The 18772-nt window shown below is 69.0% G+C and carries 13 protein-coding genes and 2 pseudogenes; 6 read left to right on the top strand and 9 right to left on the bottom strand.

From position 1 onward, the window contains the following. Positions 1-3: 3 nt before the first annotated feature. Positions 4-558 carry an AAA family ATPase gene (locus tag E1288_RS24265; protein ID WP_235883773.1) on the bottom strand — a complete coding sequence of 185 codons (555 nt, stop codon included), beginning with the start codon at positions 556-558 and terminating at the stop codon, positions 4-6. A gap of 387 nt (positions 559-945) precedes the next feature. Between E1288_RS24265 and E1288_RS24270 the strand changes: the two genes are divergently transcribed. Both E1288_RS24270 and E1288_RS24275 read left to right on the top strand, forming a co-directional pair. Then, positions 946-2166, top strand: coding sequence for a M20 metallopeptidase family protein (locus E1288_RS24270; RefSeq protein ID WP_132488804.1), 1221 nt, complete (start codon positions 946-948; stop codon positions 2164-2166). Beyond that, positions 2163-3551 carry an MFS transporter gene (locus E1288_RS24275; RefSeq protein WP_328592480.1) on the top strand — a complete coding sequence of 463 codons (1389 nt, stop codon included), beginning with the start codon at positions 2163-2165 and terminating at the stop codon, positions 3549-3551. Before E1288_RS24270 ends, E1288_RS24275 begins: the two co-directional genes overlap by 4 nt. A gap of 171 nt (positions 3552-3722) precedes the next feature. Here E1288_RS24275 and E1288_RS24280 read toward each other — a convergent pair whose 3' ends face one another. After that, positions 3723-4358, bottom strand: a complete 636-nt coding sequence (locus E1288_RS24280; protein WP_165968230.1) for an anti-sigma factor family protein — start codon at positions 4356-4358, stop codon at positions 3723-3725. Then, positions 4355-4864, bottom strand: coding sequence for a sigma-70 family RNA polymerase sigma factor (locus tag E1288_RS24285; RefSeq protein ID WP_132488806.1), 510 nt, complete (start codon positions 4862-4864; stop codon positions 4355-4357). Before E1288_RS24285 ends, E1288_RS24280 begins: the two co-directional genes overlap by 4 nt. A 153-nt stretch (positions 4865-5017) precedes the next feature. Here E1288_RS24285 and E1288_RS24290 point away from each other — a divergent pair, with 153 nt between their 5' ends. From E1288_RS24290 to E1288_RS24305, 4 genes are all read left to right on the top strand, one after another. Further along, positions 5018-5497, top strand: a complete 480-nt coding sequence (locus tag E1288_RS24290) for a COG4315 family predicted lipoprotein (protein WP_132488808.1) — start codon at positions 5018-5020, stop codon at positions 5495-5497. A gap of 213 nt (positions 5498-5710) precedes the next feature. Next, positions 5711-6811 (top strand): catalase family peroxidase, encoded by a 1101-nt coding sequence (locus tag E1288_RS24295; RefSeq protein ID WP_132488810.1) that lies wholly within the window; start codon positions 5711-5713, stop codon positions 6809-6811. Next, a complete protein-coding gene (locus tag E1288_RS24300; RefSeq protein WP_235883774.1) occupies positions 6808-7398 on the top strand; it encodes a cytochrome b in 591 nt (196 codons plus the stop codon). The genes E1288_RS24295 and E1288_RS24300 overlap by 4 nt, the downstream gene beginning before the upstream one ends. A 432-nt stretch (positions 7399-7830) precedes the next feature. Then, positions 7831-13329: an ATP-binding protein gene (locus E1288_RS24305; RefSeq protein ID WP_132488812.1), complete on the top strand. Its 5499-nt coding sequence runs from the start codon at positions 7831-7833 to the stop codon at positions 13327-13329. 49 nt (positions 13330-13378) lie between these two features. Here the strand turns inward: E1288_RS24305 and E1288_RS24310 are convergent, their stop codons facing one another. The 6 genes and pseudogenes from E1288_RS24310 to E1288_RS24330 all read right to left on the bottom strand — a co-directional run bounded on the left by E1288_RS24310 (position 13379) and on the right by E1288_RS24330 (position 18764). Then, the gene (locus E1288_RS24310; RefSeq protein ID WP_132488814.1) at positions 13379-13759 is read right to left on the bottom strand and encodes a hypothetical protein; all 381 of its coding nucleotides are present in this window, start codon (positions 13757-13759) and stop codon (positions 13379-13381) included. A gap of 41 nt (positions 13760-13800) precedes the next feature. Beyond that, on the bottom strand, positions 13801-14994 hold the full coding sequence (locus E1288_RS24315; protein WP_408013826.1) for a class I adenylate-forming enzyme family protein: 1194 nt from the start codon (positions 14992-14994) through the stop codon (positions 13801-13803). Next, positions 14991-15293: pseudogene (locus E1288_RS50440) on the bottom strand (AMP-binding protein); the annotation flags it as partial. The gene E1288_RS24315 and the pseudogene E1288_RS50440, both read right to left, overlap by 4 nt. A 69-nt stretch (positions 15294-15362) precedes the next feature. Further along, positions 15363-16460 (bottom strand): acyl-CoA dehydrogenase family protein, encoded by a 1098-nt coding sequence (locus tag E1288_RS24320; protein WP_132488816.1) that lies wholly within the window; start codon positions 16458-16460, stop codon positions 15363-15365. After that, a pseudogene (locus tag E1288_RS24325) lies at positions 16457-17683 on the bottom strand (acyl-CoA dehydrogenase family protein). The gene E1288_RS24320 and the pseudogene E1288_RS24325 overlap by 4 nt, the downstream one beginning before the upstream one ends. Positions 17684-17780: 97 nt before the next feature. Further along, a complete protein-coding gene (locus E1288_RS24330) occupies positions 17781-18764 on the bottom strand; it encodes an NADPH:quinone oxidoreductase family protein (protein ID WP_132488904.1) in 984 nt (327 codons plus the stop codon). Positions 18765-18772 lie beyond the last annotated feature (8 nt).

Below are 18772 nucleotides of genomic sequence, written 5' to 3' on the forward strand. Positions count from 1 at the left end.
CGGTCAAGGTTTCGAGCCGAGAACCGCGACCAGGGCCTCGTAGGTCTGCTCAACCTCACCTGCCACGCTCGTTACGACGATGGCTGCCGGCCTCAGACTGAGCACATCAGCGAGTTGATCGTACATAGCCGCCAGGCGCGAAGGGCCGCCTTCACGATCGACGATCTCTTTGACCAGGCGGTGCCAGGGATCATCGTCCTCGCCGCGGCGGGCGAAGCGTTCCACAGACCGTTCCTTCGTATCCATCAACACGATCTCGCAGAACTCGGCGCCGTTGTCGTACGCGACAGTCGCGAAGCGCTCAATCTCGCTCAATCGCCCCAAAAACTGCGGCATGATGATGTCACGGCCGGATCGCAGGTGCGTGCCCGCCATGCTCAAGGCCATCGGCCGAACGATCTCTCCGGTCTCCGCAAACCGATCGCGCCAGCCACCGATCAATCCCCGCAGCTGGTCGATGTCCAGATTGAGCACACCTACGTGATCGTCCACATAATGTCGCGCGAGCGTCGACTTGCCGATGCCGGGCGGCCCATTGAGATGGATGAGGCGAGGCACGCTGTGCAGTCTAGGTCCTCCAGCCTGTCGCATGCGTGATTTCCTGGCTCCGCGGGCTTGTTCGCCCCTCGCCTCCAGGGGCGAACATGAGATTGCGAGAACGCGTCGTCTTCGACCCCATCCAGATGCCTGACTCGTTGCGTGCGGCGGGTCGGGCTTCACCGCGTCAAAGCCGTCTCCGACGGCGTTCGCGCGTACCGCGGAGTAGGGCAGCACTTCACTCTGGACACTGGTCGCCGCATCCCATACCGTCCGGTCGGACAGCTGCGGCCCGTCCCTCGGAAGGGTCCGGCTCCGGTGGATCGGAACGGCTCACGCAGGATCAGAATCCGTCGAATTCAGACAAATCCGATGTACCGACATTCGCGAGTAGGCAAGGAGCAGGGCATGACCTTCCTCGAAGATGCCACGGCGATGCAGGGTGACCTGGTCGAGCTGCGCAAGCGGCTGCACAGCCATCCGGAGATCGGGCTCGAGCTGCCACGCACTCAGGAGGCGGTGCTCTCCGCGCTCGGGGGACTCCCCTTGGAGATCACGACGGGCACGAGGACGACGTCGGTCACCGCGGTGCTCCGTGGTGGGCAACGGGAGGCAACGGACCCGAAGACCGTGCTGATCCGCGGCGACATGGACGCGTTGCCGGTCGATGAGGAGACCGGGCTGGACTTCGCCGCGACGAACGGCGCGATGCACGCGTGCGGGCACGACCTGCACACCACCTCGCTCGTCGGCGCCGCGAAACTGCTGTGCCAGCACCGCGACACGCTCAAGGGCGACGTGGTGATGATGTTCCAGCCCGGTGAGGAGGGCTTCGACGGCGCAGGTGTCATGATCGAGGAAGGCGTCCTCGACGCTGCCGGCAAGCGCGTCGACGCCGCGTTCGGCATGCACGTGTTCTCCAGTCAGCTGCCGTCGGGGCTGTTCACCAGCAAGGCCGGGACGGTCATGTCCGCGTCGCACGGTCTCTCCGTCACCGTCCGCGGAGCCGGTGGCCATGGGTCGGCTCCGCACCGGGCAAAGGACCCGATCGTCGCGGCAGCGGCGATGGTCACCGCACTGCAGACGATGGTGACCCGCACCTTCGACATCTTCGACCCCGTCGTGATCACCGTCGGGCGATTCGCCGGTGGCACGAAGCGCAACGTCATCCCGGACACCGCGACGTTCGAAGCGACCGTTCGCTGCTACAGCGAGGCGAACGAGGACCTGCTCACCTCCTCGATCCGGCGCACGCTGGAGGGCGTCGCGGCATCGCACGGCGTCGACGTCGAGTACCGGTTCGAGAGCGAGTATCCGACGACCGTCAACACGGCTGCCGAGGTCGACTTCGGCGCCGACGTGGTCCGCAACGTCCTCGGCGAGGAGCGCTACCAGGAGATGCCCCACCCGGTGTCGGGGTCGGAGGACTTCTCCCGGGTCATAGCCGCCGTCCCCGGGGCGTTCCTCGGCATCGGCGCTACCCCGCCGGGGCTCGACCCGGAGGCCGCCCCGATGAACCACTCGCCGCGCGCGGACTTCGATCCGGCCGTGCTCTCCGACGCGGCCGCCATCTACGCCGGTCTCGCCGCCCGCAGGCTGGACGTGTTCGCCGAGGAGGCGACATCGTGAGCGACACACCTCGGTCCAGCGGCCACATCCAGACTTCGGCTGACCAGAGCAAGTCCCGCACGCTCTTCGGCATCGGCTCCGGCAATGCGATGGAGTGGTTCGACTGGGGCGTCTACACCACTTTCACCCCTTTCTTCGCCTCGCAGTTCTTCCACAGCGACGACCCCGTCTCCGACGTGCTGAAGACGCTCATCGTGTTCGCGGTCGGGTTCATCGCCCGCCCGTTCGGCGGCGCATTGTTCGGCTGGATCGCCGACAAGATGGGCCGCAAGCTCTCCATGTCGCTGTGCGTCGCGCTCGCCGCGGGCGGCAGCCTGCTGATCGGCATCTCGCCGAACTACGCCACCATCGGCATCGGCGCGTCCCTCATCCTGGTCCTCGCCCGCCTCGCCCAAGGCCTCGCGCACGGCGGCGAACTGCCCTCTGCACAGACGTACATCGCCGAGACCGCTCCCAAGGAGAAGCGCGGGCTGTGGTCCAGCCTCATCTACTTCTCCGGCACCATCGGGCAGCTCACCGGCACCCTGCTCGCCGCCGTGCTCTCCACGATGCTGACCCCCGAGGCGATGAACGCCTACGGCTGGAGGCTTCCGTTCATCATCGGTGGCGTGTTCGGGTTCTACGCACTGTTCATGCGCTTGCGCATGCACGAGACCGAGGCCTTCGTCGAGGAAGCCATCCACGACGACCCCACCGGTAACGAGGACGAGGATCACCTGCACACCAAGAAGGGCGCCATCTGGCAGACCGTCAAGGCACATCCCAAGCTGCTCTTCCAGGTCATCGGCATGACCGTGGGTGCGACCGTCCTCTACTACGTGTGGGCGATCTCGGCCCCCGCGTACGCCATCAGCGTGATCAAGGTGCCGGCGGCTCAGGCGTTGTGGGCCGGCGTCGGGGCGCAGATCGTCTTCCTGGCCGCCGTCCCCCTGTTCGGCGCGCTCTCGGACCGCATCGGCCGCAAGCCGATCCTGCTGTCCGCGGTCGTCGGTCTCTCGATCCTGAGCTTCCCGCTGAACGCGATGCTCAACGAGTCGGCGTGGTCGTTGTTCTTCGCGATGTCGATCGCGCTGATCTTCCTGGCCATGTCGACGTCCATCGGGCCCGCCGTCTATGCGGAGATCTTCCCGACCCGGATCCGGGCGATCGGCCTGGCCGTGCCCTACTCGATCGCCGTGGCGCTGTTCGGCGGCACTGCCCCCTACCTGCAGACGTTCTTCGCCAGCCAAGGCATGGCAGGCGCGTTCACCTGGTACAGCATTGCGCTCGGCCTGATCAGTGGCCTCGTCGTGCTGACGCTGCCGGAGACGAAGGGCATCGACCTGAAAGACAAGTCGGTCGGGCAGCACGGGCGCCGCAAGGCACTGCGCGAGGTGTCGGGCTGAGAGCACCGGCTGGTCAGGGGGATACGCCGCTCCCTGACCAGCCCGGCCCGCTCCTTGTAGCGGTCGGGATCGTCGTCAGATCGTGTGCTGGCGGGTGTTGGCCGATCCGATGTGGACGATGGACCGATTGACATTGTGGAGTGTGCGCTGCGGGAAGGGCGAGTGTCTGGTTCATACGCGCATCTCCAACAGTGGGCGGCCGGTTCCCGTGGTGACGAGCAGGAGCGACACCTGGTCCCGGGGAATCGCGGACGCGCCCGACAACCGGGCTTCGCTGGTCGGAGTCCGCGACCACGTGGCGGCCTGCTCCGCTCGGCCGTCGCGGGCCACCACCCAGGCCACGAAACGTTCGTCCGGCGGCAGGTTCTCCACGTGCAGCGACACCGCCGTCCCCCATGGACGGCTCTCCAGCTTGCCGTGCCCGTGCGATGCCACGCCCGCTGCTGCCACCAGCTCGGACCCCTGCGGTTCCCACGAGACCGCGGCCATGCCGCCGAGGGTTCCCGCGCCGAACAGCACGACTGCGGCGACGGCCAGCAGCCACCTCCGCTTCCGCGGCGGCGCCGCTCGTTCGGTGCGGGCTTTCTCGATCAGCTTCGCCCACTCCGGCTCGGATGGTTCGATCGGTTCTGGTGGTGGACCGGCGCGGTGCAACAATCCGGGAAGCCCCGCGTAGCCGGACAGTTCTTCCCTGCATTCCGCGCAGTGGCCGAGGTGTTCCTCGAAACGCCGGCGCTCTTCTGGGTCCAGACCACCGAGCACGTAAGCCCCCAGCAGCTTGCGAACTTCCGCGTGCCCCTCGTTCACCGGACCACTCCCATCTCCTCCAAGGCCGTTCGCAGCGATCGCACCGCGTAGTAGGCACGGGACTTCACGGTTCCTTGTGGAATCCCCAGTTGTTCCGCCGCTTCGGCAACGCTGCGCCCCTGGAAGTACAACGCCACCACGACTGCGCGGTGCTGGGCCGACAGCCGCTGGAGCGCTTCGCCGACGAGCCAGCCGTCCAGCAGCCGGTCCAGGTCGTCGGCCACCGGCTGCGATTCGACGACCCCATCGTCGCGGACGAGGCGCGGGCGGCGCTGCTCGGCGCGCCAGTCGTCGATCAGGATGTTGCGCGCGATCGAGAACAGGTACGACCGGGGGTCGCCGCGGGCGGGATCGATCGAATCGAGGTTCCGCCACGCGCGGAGCAGCGTCTCCTGCACGACGTCCTCGGCCCGCTGCCGGTCTTCCGTGTACCGCAGGACGAACGCGGTCAGCATGCCCCCGTACTCCTCGTACATCGCACGAAGCAGTCGCTCGTTCGCACTCATCGCACTCCGTCCTGCGTCAGCCGCATTCTCCGCGCCCGGGTGTACGTCGCGCACACCCGGCCGGTTCAGTGATCCCGGCTACGTTCTTGCGCTGAACCGCCGCGCGACCGCAGACGTACGGGGAGTCAAGGCAAACGAACGGAAGGGAATACCATGCCAATGCGCGGAATCGCGGTCCTGGCCACCGGTGCCTGCATGATCACCATCGCGGCGTGCGGGACGAGCGAGCAGCCCGGCTCCCAGCCGCAGCCGGCCGCCACGCCTGCACCCGCTCCTACCGTGGTCGGCACCCGCACCGCACCCACCGGCGACTACCTGGTCGACGCATCGGGCCGGACTCTCTACCTCTTCACCAAGGACGAACCCAACACCTCTCGGTGCGTGGGCCCGTGCGCAGCGAATTGGCCGCCGCTGAGCGGAACTCCGCAGGCCGGCCCTGGAGTGGACCTGGCGAAGCTCGGAACCGTGAACCGCCCCGACGGCAGCCGGCAAATCACCTTCGCCGGAAAGCCGCTCTACTACTTCGCAGAGGACATGGCCGCCGGAGACGTCAAGGGGCAGGACAAGATGCACGCTTGGTATCTCGTCAGCCCCAACGGCGAAGCGATCAAAACCGCCGCGCCGACCGGCTGAACCGCGATGGGCCGTTCTCGGACAGCCGGCTCTGCCCGAGAACGGCCCGTTCCTTCGCATCAGTGCAGCACACCGCAGTCGAATCAACGGACGTGACAGGGACGCATGCCCACAGCGCACAACGCTGATGTGATCGACGCCACTTCGATCGGTTGAACAACGCGGCTGCGACCCACGTATTCCTCCCGGAGTTTCCGTGTTCAAGGAGGAGACATGAACGATGACGTGGAGGGCTCCCGCCTGCCTCGTCGCTCGGTGGTCAACCGTCGATCCGCACTCCTGGGACTGACCGGGGTGGCCGCTGCGAGCGCAACGAGCGCCGGCGCTTTTCTCTATTCCGGCGGGTGGTTGAGCACCGACGAGTTGACACCGAAGCGAATCGCGGACGGGTTCGAGCAGGTGTACGGCAAGCACGACGGGTTCAGACGCAACCATGCCAAGGGCGTGAGCGTCTCCGGATTCTTCGACAGCAACGGTTCGGGAGCCGCGGTCTCAAGAGCGGCGGTGTTCCAAGGTGGTCGAATCCCGGTGACAGGACGTTTCTCACTGTCCGGAGGGATGCCCCATGCCACCGATGCCCACGGCACGATTCGCGGACTCGGACTGCTCTTCCACGTGCCGAACGGCGAGCAATGGCGCACCGCGCTGATCAACATCCCGGTCTTTCCGGATAGATCCGTGCAAGGGTTCTACGAACGACTCCTCGCGTCGAAGCCACTTCCCGGTACGGGCAAACCGGACCCGCAGAAGATGTCCGGCTTCCTCGCCCAGCACCCCGAAACCGCCAAGGCGATGGAGATCATCAAGGCGAACCCGCCGACGTCCGGCTTCGACAACAGCACCTTCAACAGCCTGAACACGTTCCTGGCGACCAACGCGGCGGACGTGACGACTGCGATTCGCTGGTCGCTGGTGCCTACTCACTTCGCAGCGCCGATGCAAGCGGCTGCTCCTGCGGGGAAGGACTACTTGTTCGATGAACTGGTCGGCAAGGTAGCGGAAAGCCCGTTGCAGTGGCGTTTGATCCTGACCGTCGGCCAACCGAACGATCCCACGGACGATCCGACCATCCCGTGGACAGGCGACCACCAGAGGATCGACGCGGGCATGCTCACGATCGACTCCGTGCAGACCGAGGCGAGCAGCAATGTCCGGGATACCAACTTCGACCCTCTCGTACTGCCCGACGGGCTGGCGGCCTCCGATGATCCATTGCTCAGCGCCCGCTCGGCCGTTTACGCCCAGTCGTTCACGCGGCGAGCCGGCGAACCCAAGCACCCCGGTGCGATCGACGTGGCGAAGGAGCCCCGGTGAGCAGGAATCTCCAGAACCAGCGTTTCACCGTTCTCTCCCGCCTGCTGCACTGGACGATGGCCGTCATGGTGATCACGATGCTGTTCATCGGAGTCGCCATGGTGGTCTCCCCCACCGCCTACGACGCGTTGCGGTCCGTCCACCGTCCGTTGGGGGTCGCCGTCCTCGTTCTTGCTGTGGTCCGCGTTGTCAACCGGTTCCTGCACCGGCCTCCACCACATCCACCGACGATGTCGCGGCCTGAGCGCGTTGTGGCAATCGGGTCGGAGCTGCTTCTTTATGGCCTGCTGCTCGTACAACCACTCGTCGGCTGGGCAATGACGTCAGCAGCCGGGACTCCTGTCGCGCTGTTCGGAAGCCTGCGCCTCCCGCGCATCCTACCGGCCGACCCCACCCTGTACTCCGCGCTCCACCAAACACACACGGTCCTGGCTTACCTGCTCTTCGTCACCTTCTTGGCGCACATGTCGGCGGTGCTGTTCCACAGTCTCGTCCTACGCGACGGGCTACTCGACCGCATGGCGTTCTGGCCTGCCGAACGCAGGAAGGAGCAGTCACCGTCCGACGTCAACGCGGACGGCACATAGGCCGGTACATAGGCGGATGATGACCTCGATGCGCCGCATCGCTCCCGCGGCGCTTCTGCCCAGAGCGTGAAGTCGCCTACCTCGACTGACCAATGGATGTCGGCGCGGGGCCGGATGACCTGATGATCAGTCGCAGACGCCACGGCCGGCATGTGCACTGCCGCCGAGTGCCGAGTCGGTGATCGGCCGACCTCGGGCCGTCCTATATCGTCCCCACCACGCTCACGTCCGCTCGATGAGGTGTGGATCACCGAAATTGATGCGTCGAGACAGTCGGGAGGGGCGCCGGCCGGGTCGATTTGGCGATGCCAAACGATTTTCGGGGCGCACCACGCCAGGGTTTCGACATATCCATACCCGCCGGTAATCAGGATGGTGTGCTTAGCGGGGTGTTGCCGCCCCCAGGAGAGATAGCTGCAGGAGGTCTGCTCGGTGTTCAGTCGTGTTGCGATCGTCAATCGTGGGGAAGCTGCGATGCGGCTGATCCATGCCGTGCGGGAGGTCGCGGCGGAAACCGGGTCCCGGATCGAGACCGTGGCCCTCTATACCGACGCTGACCGCACGGCCGCCTTCGTGCGCGAGGCCGATCTGAGCTACGACCTCGGCCCGGCGCAGGCCCGCCCCTACCTCGATCTCGGCGCCCTGGAGCGGGCGCTGACCGAGACCGGGGCCGACGCGGCGTGGGTCGGTTGGGGCTTCGTCGCCGAGGACCCGGCGTTCGCCGAGCTCTGCGAGAAGCTGGGTGTGACCTTCATCGGGCCGAGCCCCGAGGCGATGCGCCAGCTCGGCGACAAGATCGGCGCGAAGCTGATCGCCGAAGAGGTCGGCGTCCCGGTGGCACCGTGGAGCCGCGGCGAGGTCGCCGACCTGGACGCGGCGATCCGCAGCGCGAACGAGATCGGCTACCCGCTGATGCTCAAGGCGACCGCCGGTGGTGGCGGCCGTGGCATCCGGGTGATCAACGACGAGCAGGAGCTGGTCGACGCCTACGAGCGCACCCGGATGGAGGCCGAGCGCGCCTTCGGCAGCGGCGCGGTCTTCCTCGAGAGGCTGGTCACCGGCGCCCGGCACGTCGAGGTCCAGGTGATCGCCGACGGGCAGGGCACGGCGTGGGCGCTCGGGGTGCGGGACTGCTCGATCCAGCGGCGCAACCAGAAGGTCATCGAGGAATCGGCCTCCCCGGTGCTCAGCGCCGAGCAGAGCGGGGAGCTCAAGGCCGCCGCCGAGCGGCTCGCCCTCGCCGTGGACTACCGGGGCGCGGGGACCGTGGAGTTCCTCTACCACCCCGGCGAGCGGCTGTTCGCCTTCCTGGAGGTCAACACCCGCCTCCAGGTGGAGCATCCGATCACCGAGGCCACCACCGGCGTCGACCTGGTCAAGGCCCAGCTGCACGTGGCGTCCGGCGGCAAGCTGGCGGGTGAGCCGCCCGCCGAGCGCGGGCACGCGGTCGAGGCCCGGCTGAACGCCGAAGACCCGGACCGCGACTTCGCCCCCTCCCCCGGCAAGATCGTCCGCCTGGACTTCCCGGCCGGTCCCGGCATCCGCGTGGACACCGGGGTCGGCGAGGGCGACACCATTCCCGCCGACTTCGACTCGATGATCGCCAAGATCATCGCGTTCGGCCGGGACCGCGACGAGGCACTGGGCCGGCTGCGCCGGGCGATGGCGCAGACCACGGTCATCGTCGCCGGCGGCGCGACGAACAAGAGCTTCGTGCTCGACCTGCTCGACCGGCCCGAGGTGATCGAGGCCACCGCCGACACCGGGTGGATCGACCGGGTGCGCGCGCAGGGCGAGCTCCAGGCGCACCGGCACTCCGCGATCGCGCTGGCCGCGGCCGCCATCAAGGACTACGAGGACGCCGAACTCGCCGAACGACAGCGGTTCCTGGCCGCCGCGCACGGCGGCCGCCCCCAGGCGCGCCATGAGAGCGGTCGACCGCTGGACCTCAAGCTCCGGGGCGTCGGCTACCGGGTGCAGGTGGCGCGCGTGGGGCACCAGCGGTTCCGGGTCGGCATCGGCACCGCAGGCGGCGACGTCCACCCCGCGGACGTCGAGGTCGAGCGGTTCGACTCGCACGCCGGGCAGATCTCGGTCAACGGGCAGCGCTACCGGCTGGTCACCGACACCCACGGTCCCGTGCACTTCGTCGAGGTCGACGGCGTCGCCCACCGGGTCAGCCGGGACGAGGGCGGTGTGCTGCGCGCACCGGCACCTGCCCTGGTGGTCGCGACCCCGCTGGAGGTCGGCGCCGAGGTCGAAGCGGGTGCTCCGGTGCTCGTGCTGGAGAGCATGAAGATGGAGACCGTGGTGCGCGCGCCGTTCCGCGCGAAGCTGCGGGAATGCAGGGTGCGGGCGGGCAGCCAGGTCGAGATGGGCGCGCCGCTGCTGCGGCTGGAACCGCTCGGCGACCAGGACGAGGCCGGCCCCGAGCAGCCTTCCGAGGAAGCCGCCGACCTCGCCCTGCCCCAGCGGCCGGACGGTCTCAGCGCGCAGCAGCGGGCGACCCGCGGTCAGCAGGATCTGCGCAGTCTGCTGCTCGGGTTCGACGTGGACCCGCACGACGAGCGCCGGGTGCTGGCGGACTACCTGACCGCCCGGGCGGAACTCGCCGAGGCCGGGCAGCGCCCGCTCACCGAAGAGATCGAACTGCTCGCGGTGTTCGCCGACCTCTCCGAGCTGAGCCGGAACCGGCCGGTCGGGGAGGAGACGAAGGCGGACTCGCGGGTGCACAGCCCCCGCGAGTACTTCCACACCTACCTGCAGAGCCTGGACGTCGAGCGGGCCGGGCTGTCCGAGACGTTCCAGCAGCGCCTCGTCCGGGTGCTCGGTCGCTACGGGGTCCACGAGCTGGACCGGACGCCCGAGCTGGAAGAGGCCGTGTTCCGGATCTTCCTCGCCCAGCAGCGCGCCACGACGGGCGCGGCGGTGGTGACCGACCTGCTGCGGAAGTGGCTCGCCGAGGCACCTCCGTCCAGCGCGGCCCGCCAGGCCGCGGGCCTGGCGCTGGAACACCTGATCGCGGCCACCCAGCTCCGGTTCCCCGCCGTCTCCGACCTCGCGCGCACCGTGGTCTTCCGCTGGTTCGCCCAACCCATGCTGCGGCGCCACCGCGCGGAGGTCTACGCGGGCGTGCGCGAGCACCTGCGCCACCTCGACGAGCACCCGGACGCACCGGACCGGGCGGAGCGGATCTCCGCCATGGTCACCAGCGCCGAACCGCTGGTCCGGCTGGTCGGGCAGCGCATCGGCCGCGAGGGCACCGATCCGGCGCCGTTGCTGGAGGTGCTCACCCGCCGCTACTACGGCAACCGGGAGCTCGAAGACGTCCGCACGACCCGGGCCGCGGGCTGCACGTTCGTCAGCGCCGGGCACCGGAGCGCGCGCACGCGCGTGGTGGCCACCGCGGTGGACTTCGCGGCCCTGCCCGACGCCGTGCGGGCGTTGGGCGAACTGGCGCCGGACGGCGATCTGGTCGCCGACATCTACCTCGTCTGGGCCGATCAGCCCGAAGACACCGACGCGATGGCGGCAGAGCTGGCCGAGGTACTCGCGGCCCAACCGCTGCCGAGCCAGGTCAGCCGGATCACCACCACCGTGGCGGGCCGCAGCGGCGCGGTGATGCACCACCACTTCACGTTCCGGCCGTCGCCGACCGGCTTCGCCGAGGAACGCCTGATCCGCGGGCTGCACCCGCTCATCGCCGAGCGGATGCAGTTGGAGCGGCTGAGCGAATTCGACCTCACCCGCCTGCCGTCGGCCGACGAGGAGGTGTACCTCTTCCGCTGCGTGGCGCCGGACAACCCGTCCGACGAGCGGTTCGTGGCACTGGCCCAGGTGCGGGACCTGACGCCGCTCCGGGACGACGACGGCAGGCTTGTCGCGCTGCCGGCCGCGGAAGGCGTGCTCACCGCGTGCCTCGACGCGGTCCGCAAGGCGCAGGCGAAGCCCGGCGCGAACAACGGGAACAACCGGTCCGGCACCAACCGGATCACCATCTACGTGTGGCCGCCGAACGAGCTGTCCACGGACGAGCTGAACACCGTCGCGCAGCGGGTACTGCCCACGACCGCGGGTGCCGGGCTGGAGGAAGTGCTGTTCCTCGGGCGCCGACGCGACCGGGAGACCGGCGAGCTGAGCGAATTCGCCGTGCGGATCGGCTACGACGCCGGTACCGGGATTCAGCTGTCCGTCGTCGAACCGCCGACCGAACCGATCGAGCCGCTGGACAGCTACCGCCAGAAGGTGCTGCGCGCCGCCAAGCGCGGTACCGCCTACCCGTACGAGCTGACCGGCATGCTCGCCGGGCCCGACGGCACGTTCGTCGAGCACGACCTCGACGAGACCGGCGTGCTGGCGCCGGTGGACCGCCCGAAGGGCCAGAACTCGGCGGCCATCGTCGCCGGCGTCATCAGCACACCGACCGAGCGCCATCCCGAGGGCGTGACCCGGGTGATGCTGCTGGGCGATCCGACCAAGGCGCTCGGCGCGCTGTCGGAACCGGAGTGCTCGCGGGTGATCGCCGCCCTGGACCTGGCCGAACGGCTGCAGGTGCCGCTGGAGTGGTTCGCGCTGTCGGCGGGTGCCCGGATCTCGATGGACTCCGGCACGGAGAACATGGACTGGGTGGCCGCCGCGCTCAAGCGGATCGTCCAGTTCACCCAGGACGGCGGCGAGATCAACATCGTGGTGGCGGGGATCAACGTCGGCGCCCAGCCGTACTGGAACGCCGAGGCCACGATGCTCATGCACACCAAGGGGATCCTGGTGATGACGCCGGATTCGGCGATGGTGCTGACCGGCAAGCAGTCGCTGGACTTCTCCGGTGGCGTGTCGGCCGAGGACAACTTCGGCATCGGCGGCTACGACCGGGTGATGGGGCCGAACGGCCAGGCCCAGTACTGGGCACCGAACCTGGGTGCCGCGCGCGATGTGCTGATGGCGCACTACGACCACACCTACGTCGTCCCCGGCGAGGCCGCGCCGCGGCGTGCCGGGACGGCCGACCCGCACGACCGGGACATCTCCGGTTTCCCGCACGCGTTGGCCGGCAGCGACTTCACCACGGTGGGCGAGATCTTCTCCGCCGCGAGCAACCCGGACCGCAAGAAGTCCTTCGACATCCGCACGGTGCTGCGGGCTGTTGCCGACCAGGACCACCCCGTTCTGGAGCGCTGGGCGGGGATGGCCGACGCGGACACCGCGGTCGTGCAGGACGCGCACCTCGGCGGCTGGCCGGTGTGCCTGCTCGGGATCGAATCGCAGCCGGTGGCGCGCCGCGGGTTCCCGCCCACCGATGGGCCGGACTCCTACACCGCCGGGACGTTGTTCCCGCGCTCGTCGAAGAAAGCGGCGCGGGCGATCAACGCGGCGAGCGGGAACCGGCCGCTCGTGGTGCTGGCGAACCTGTCCGGGTTCGACGGCTCGCCGGAGTCGATGCGGAAGCTGCAGCTGGAGTACGGCGCCGAAATCGGCCGGGCCATCGTGAACTTCCGCGGCCCGATCGTGTTCTGCGTGATCTCCCGGTACCACGGCGGCGCCTTCGTGGTGTTCTCCAAGGCCCTGAACCCGAACATGACGGTGCTCGCCGTGGAGGGCTCTTTCGCCTCGGTGATCGGCGGCGCGCCGGCGGCCGCGGTGGTCTTCGCGGGCGAGGTCAACACGCGGACGGCGAACGACCCCACGGTGCGCGAGCTCGAAGAGCTCGTCGCCGAGGCGGACGGCACCGAGCGGGCGACGCTGAACCTGAAGCTGGCCGATGTCCGGGCGGCGGTGCGCGCGGAGAAGCTCAGCGAGGTGGCGGCGGAGTTCGACCGGGTGCACAGCATCCAGCGGGCCGTCGAAGTCGGCTCGGTCGACGCGATCGTTCGCGCCGACGAACTGCGGCCGCGGATCATCGACGCCATCGAGATTGGAATGCGCCGGGCGTAACCGGTTCCGGGATATGGGACAGGCCCGTTGATCAGCGCGAACGCGTAGATCAGCGGGCCTTCTCAGGTCTGGCGCAAGGTGCGAAGTCGGTGCACGACTCCGGTATCGATCTCCATCTCGACGTGGTCAAGGCCAACGGGGCGACCGGCCGGTCGCTGGTCACGAGCCGGCACCATGCCCGCCTCCGCAGCGGTATCGGCGGCGTGCACCAAGTAGTTTGCGCGCGTCGACATCGCACCGCGGCGAGCAACCGCACGGCACGGTCGATCGAGGCATGCTGCTGGCCCGACGTCAACACCCGTACGGCCGGCGCACCGGCCAGAACCCGCCGCTCCACATCCCAATCGCGATCTGCCAACAGCTTGTGGCGTGCGGCGGAGCCAGCCAGGCGGCCGAAATCGTGCGCCAGGGCTTTGAAGACATCGAACATGGGATGCTCCCCGCGAGACAGCTCGACGGACCACCGCAGAATCACGCCGAAAGCGCCTTCCAGTCCAGGGCGCGTTTCTGGATCTTGCCGGTGGCGCCTTTGGGCAGGGCGTCGACGAATCGGATCAGGTGCGGCACCTTGTACGCGGACAGCTGCTCCTTCGCCCAGGCGCGGAGCTCCTCGGGGGCGATCTCCGCACCGGGACGTGCGGTGATGACGGCAGCGACCTCCTCGCCGTACCTCTCGTCGGGCACGCCGATGACGGCCACCTCGACGATGTCCGGGTGCTGGTAGAGCACCTCCTCGACCTCGCGCGGGTAGACGTTGTAGCCACCGCGGATGATGAGGTCCTTGACGCGGTCGACGATGTGGAGGTAGCCGTCCCCGTCAAGCCGGCCGAGATCACCGGTCTTCAACCACCCGTCCGCGAGATCGGCGGCCGTCTCCTCGGGGCGGTTCCAGTACCCCTTCATCACACTCGGCCCGCGGAGGTACACCTCCCCCACCTCACCTGCCGGGAGCACGTCACCATCCGGGCCGCGGACCTCCACCGCGGTGCCGGGGAGCGGTAGTCCCACCGACCCGACCCGCTGCTCGTGGTCCGGAGAGTGGTACGTCGCGGCGGCGGTGGACTCGGTAAGTCCGTAACCCTCGAGGATGGTGCAGCCGAACCGCTCCGAGAACGCACTGATGACCTCGCCGGGGAGGGATGCGCCACCAGAGGAGGCGAGTCTCAGGTCGGCGAAATCATCGGGGCCGAAGTCGCCGGCGGCGTGCAGCATGGCGTTCCACATCGTCGGCACACCAGCGACCAAGGTGAGCCGGTCGCGCCGGATCATCCCGAGCATGGCCGTCGGGTCGAAGGGCGAGAGCAGGGAGATCGAGCAACCGGCCGCCAGCGCCAAGTTGAGGCAGACCGCTTGGCCGAAGACGTGGAACAGCGGGAGGCCGGTCCCGCAGCGGTCCGCCGCCGTGAGGTGCAGCTGTTCGACGAGAGTCCGCGCCGTGTCGAGGAGATTGGCCACGGTGAGCTCGACACCTTTGGGGCGGCCGGTGGTTCCGGAGGTGTACAGCAGGACCGCCGTGCACTGGCGGTCCTGCTGTACACCGGAGTGTGCACGGGCTCTCCCTCCTCCGCCGCAGCTCCCGGCCCGAGCACCCGCAGGTGCAGGGCGCGCTCGTCGGCCACGCGCTGCGCGGGCTCCCGCGCCTCGTGCCAGGCGACCAGGAGACAGGCGCCGGAGTCCTCGACGACGTAGTCGATCTCGGGCGTGGTGGCCATGGTGTTCATCGTGATGACCACAGCTCCGATCAGGTGGGCGCCGAGGTAGGCGACCGCGAACTCGGGGACGGTGGGCGCCACCAGCAGCACCCGGTCTCCCGTCCGCACGCCGCGCGCCCGCAACTCCCCACCGAAGGCAGCGGAAGCGCCGCGCAGCCGCGCATAGCTCCACACGTCTGCGCCTGCCCTGACCGCTACCGCGTCCGACGTAGCGGCGGCGTGCTCCCACAATGGTCCAGTGACGCTGGGCATGTCCCTCCAAGCATCAGGCGATCGCAGCGATCGTCAGGTCGGTATGGCTTCAGCGAAGGGCCGTCGTGCTCACGACGGCAGGTCGACCAGCCCGGCGAGCACCCCGCGGTGGTGAGCTGGAAGACCCCGGCCGATCTGGTCCGCCTTCGCCCGCTTGAGGTAGAGGTGCACCGGGTGTTCCCAGGTCATACCGATGCCGCCGTGCAGCTGCACCGCCTCCTCGGCAGCGTGGACCGCCGCATCGCTGCAGTACGACGACGCCACTTCGGCCGCGATCGCCGCGTCGTCCGCACCCGCGGCCAAAGTGCCGGCTGCGTACCAGGCCGCGGCCGAAGCGGACTCCACCTCGACGAAGAGGTCCGCGAGCCGGTGCTTCAACGCCTGAAATCCACCGACCGGTCGGCCGAACTGGCGCCGGATCTTGAGGTACTCCACCGTCGTCTCGAAGCACCAAGCCGCCACACCCGCCTGCTCGGACGGCAACAGCGCCGCGCTCGTCGCCAGCGCCCGGCGGACTGCATCGGCGCCTGCGTCTGCTCCCACGACCAGCTCACCGGCGGCTCGGTCGAGCACCACGTCGGCAAGCGGCCGCGTCATGTCGAGGGACACCAACGGCGTCACGGTGGCCGCACTCGCCGGCACGGCGTGCACCTCGCCCGCAGCCGTTTCCACCGCCGCTAGCAGGACATCGGCGTCGAGCACCCCCGCGACGCTGGTGACGCGTCCCGTCAGGCGTCCCGCCGCGTCCGCTCCGACCGGCGGAAGCGGTGAGTCCGCAGCCGCGGAGAAGGGCACCAACAGCGCGGCTGTGCGGTCACCGGAGGCCAGTTCCTGCACCAGCGCGGAGCCGCCGGCCAGCAGCACGGTAGTTGCCTCGACGGCACTGGAGAGGAACGGCAGCGGCGCGACGAACCTGCCCAGTTCCTGCAACACGACGGCGACCTCGCGGGCGGACGCGCCCGCACCGCCGCGGTTTTCGGGCACGAGCAGGCCGGCCAGCCCGAGATCGGACGCGACGACCTTCCACAGGGCCTGCGTCAACGCGTGGTCGCCCTCGTAGGCGCGCATCACGGAGGCCGGCTCGCAGTGGTCCGCGAGCAAGTCGCGCAGCGTGCTCCGCAGGGACACCTCGACGTCGGTTTCGAGGAGGTTGATGTCGTCGCTCATCGCTTGAGGTCCTTCCAGGGAATGTCCTTGTCACCACGCGCCTCGACCGGCAGACCCAGCACGCGTTCGGCCACGATGTTGCGCAGGATTTCCGAGGTGCCTCCCTCGATGGAATTCCCCTTCGCGCGCAGGTATCGGTAGCCGGCGTCGCGCCCGGTGAAGTCGACCTTGTCGGGGCGCACCAGGGTCCAGTCCTGGTAGCGCAGGCCGTCCTCGCCGAGCAGCTCCAGCTCGAGCCCGCTCAGCGCCTGGTTGATCCGCGCGAAGGTGAGCTTCAGCGCCGAACCCTCGGGGCCCGGCTGTCCCGCCGCGACCTTCTGGCGCAGTCGGGCCGCGGTGTACCGGGCGACCTCGGCCTCGACGTAGAGCCCCATCAGCCGGTCGTGCAGCTCGGGTGTGCGCTTGTCGGGGCGCTCCCGCCAGGTGCGCGCCACCGGGCCGAGGACGCCGCCTTCACGTGGGATCGGCTGCCCTCCGATGGAGACTCGCTCGTTGTTGAGCGTCGTGTTCGCAACCCGCCAGCCCTCGCCTTCCGCTCCGAGGCGGTAACTGTCGGGAATGCGGACATCGGTGAGGAAGACCTCGTTGAACTCCGCCTCGCCGGTGATCTGGCGCAGCGGCCGCACCTCGACCCCGGGATCGGTCATGTCGCAGATGAAGTAGGTGATCCCCTGGTGCTTCGGCAGGTCGGGCGCTGTGCGGGCGACGAGGATCGCGAACCTGGCGAAGTGGGCGCCGGAGGTCCACACCTTCTGCCCGTTCACCACCCAGTTTCCCCCGCTCTCGGCTTCGCTCGAGCGGGAGGTACCTCCCTCGTCGCGGACCGCGCGGGTTCCCAGTGCCGCGAGGTCGGACCCCGCACCCGGCTCGCTGAAGAGCTGGCACCAGATCTCCCCCCCCTGTCCAAAGTGGACGCAGAAACCGCTGCTTCTGCTCCGCGGTGCCGTAGGCGAGGACGGCGCGGCCATCCCCAGACCGATGCCGTTGGTCTGCGAGCTGTTGTCCGGCGCACCGGCGGCTTCGAAGAGCTCGTCGACGAACGGTTGGAGCTCGCGCCGCAAGCCGAGCCCGCCCAAGCCTTCGGGGAAGTTCACCCACGCCAGCCCGGCATCGAACCGGGCCCGGTGGAACTCCACCGGATCGCTGGTAGCCGGGTCGTGCTCGGCCAGGACCTCCTCGACCCGCCGACGCAGGTCGGCGTGCAGGGGATTGTCATATTCCATCAGGGCTGCTCCTCGAGAGATTGAGATGGTGGTTCCGACGGGCCCGGTGACAGCAGTCTCCGCGTCGACGTGGATCCGCTGGTGGCCGCCTGCCGACTCACGCGACGTACACCACCCGGCCGACGGTGACGCCATCGGCGAGGCGCTGCACACCCTCGGCCACGGTGTCCAGGGCGAGCTTCTCGCTCACCAGCGGGCGCACGATGCCCTGGTCCGCCAGCGCGGCCAAGTCGCGGTGGCACTCCCCGACCGAGGCCGGGTCGTGGGTGTTGTAGAGGCCCCAGTGCAGACCCACGATCGAATAGTTCTTGACCAGCGCGTGGTTGAGCGCCGCGCTCTGGATCTCGCCCCCGGCGAAGCCGACGACCACGATTCGCCCTTCGAAGGCGATGCACTTGGTGGATCGCTGGTAGGTCTGGCCGCCGACCGGGTCGTAAACGACATCGGCACCCCGACCACCGGTCTCGGCCTTGACCACCTCGACGAAGTCTTCACGGTGCCGGTCCACGACCACGTCCGCACCGAGGCTGCGGGCGTACTCGGCCTTCTCCGACCCGCCGACCACTCCGATGACGCGCGCTCCCGCTGCCTTGCCCAACTGGATCGCCGCGCTGCCGACGCCGCCTGCCGCGGCGTGCACGAGCAGGGTTTCCCCTTCCCGCAGACCAGCCCTGCGGTGCAGGCCGAACCAACCCGTCTGGTAGCCGATGAACAGCGACGCTGCCTGGGCGTCGTCGAGCGATTCCGGCGCGGCGAAAGCGGTTGCGGCGTCCATCAGCGCCATCTCGGCGAACCCGCCATGCGGGAGCACGGACCCGCCGAGCACCCGCTGGCCGACTGCGATTCCGTCCACCTCGGCGCCGACCGCCACCACCTCGCCGCAGAGTTCCACACCAGGTGTGAAGGGCAGCGGAGGACGCGTTTGGTAGCGCCCGCGGCACATCAGCACGTCGGGAAAGTTGGCTGCTGCTCCGAGAACTCGCACCGAGACCTGTCCTGGGCCCGGCTCGGGCTCGGGCACCTCGACGAGCCCCATCACGTCGCGAGGCTCCCCGAGCTCGGCGACCTGCCACGCCTTCATCTCACTCA

It is taken from the genome of Saccharopolyspora elongata (assembly GCF_004348985.1).
Taxonomy (GTDB): Bacteria; Actinomycetota; Actinomycetes; order Mycobacteriales; family Pseudonocardiaceae; genus Saccharopolyspora; species Saccharopolyspora elongata.

Coding starts and splice junctions, on each gene's coding strand:
- E1288_RS24310 (WP_132488814.1), bottom strand. CDS start 13,759: ATGTTCGATGTCTTCAAAGCCCTGGCGCACGATTTCGGCCGCCTGGCT.
- E1288_RS24330 (WP_132488904.1), bottom strand. CDS start 18,764: ATGAAGGCGTGGCAGGTCGCCGAGCTCGGGGAGCCTCGCGACGTGATG.
- E1288_RS24290 (WP_132488808.1), top strand. CDS start 5,018: ATGCCAATGCGCGGAATCGCGGTCCTGGCCACCGGTGCCTGCATGATC.
- E1288_RS24320 (WP_132488816.1), bottom strand. CDS start 16,460: ATGAGCGACGACATCAACCTCCTCGAAACCGACGTCGAGGTGTCCCTG.
- E1288_RS24270 (WP_132488804.1), top strand. CDS start 946: ATGACCTTCCTCGAAGATGCCACGGCGATGCAGGGTGACCTGGTCGAG.
- E1288_RS24285 (WP_132488806.1), bottom strand. CDS start 4,864: ATGAGTGCGAACGAGCGACTGCTTCGTGCGATGTACGAGGAGTACGGG.
- E1288_RS24295 (WP_132488810.1), top strand. CDS start 5,711: ATGAACGATGACGTGGAGGGCTCCCGCCTGCCTCGTCGCTCGGTGGTC.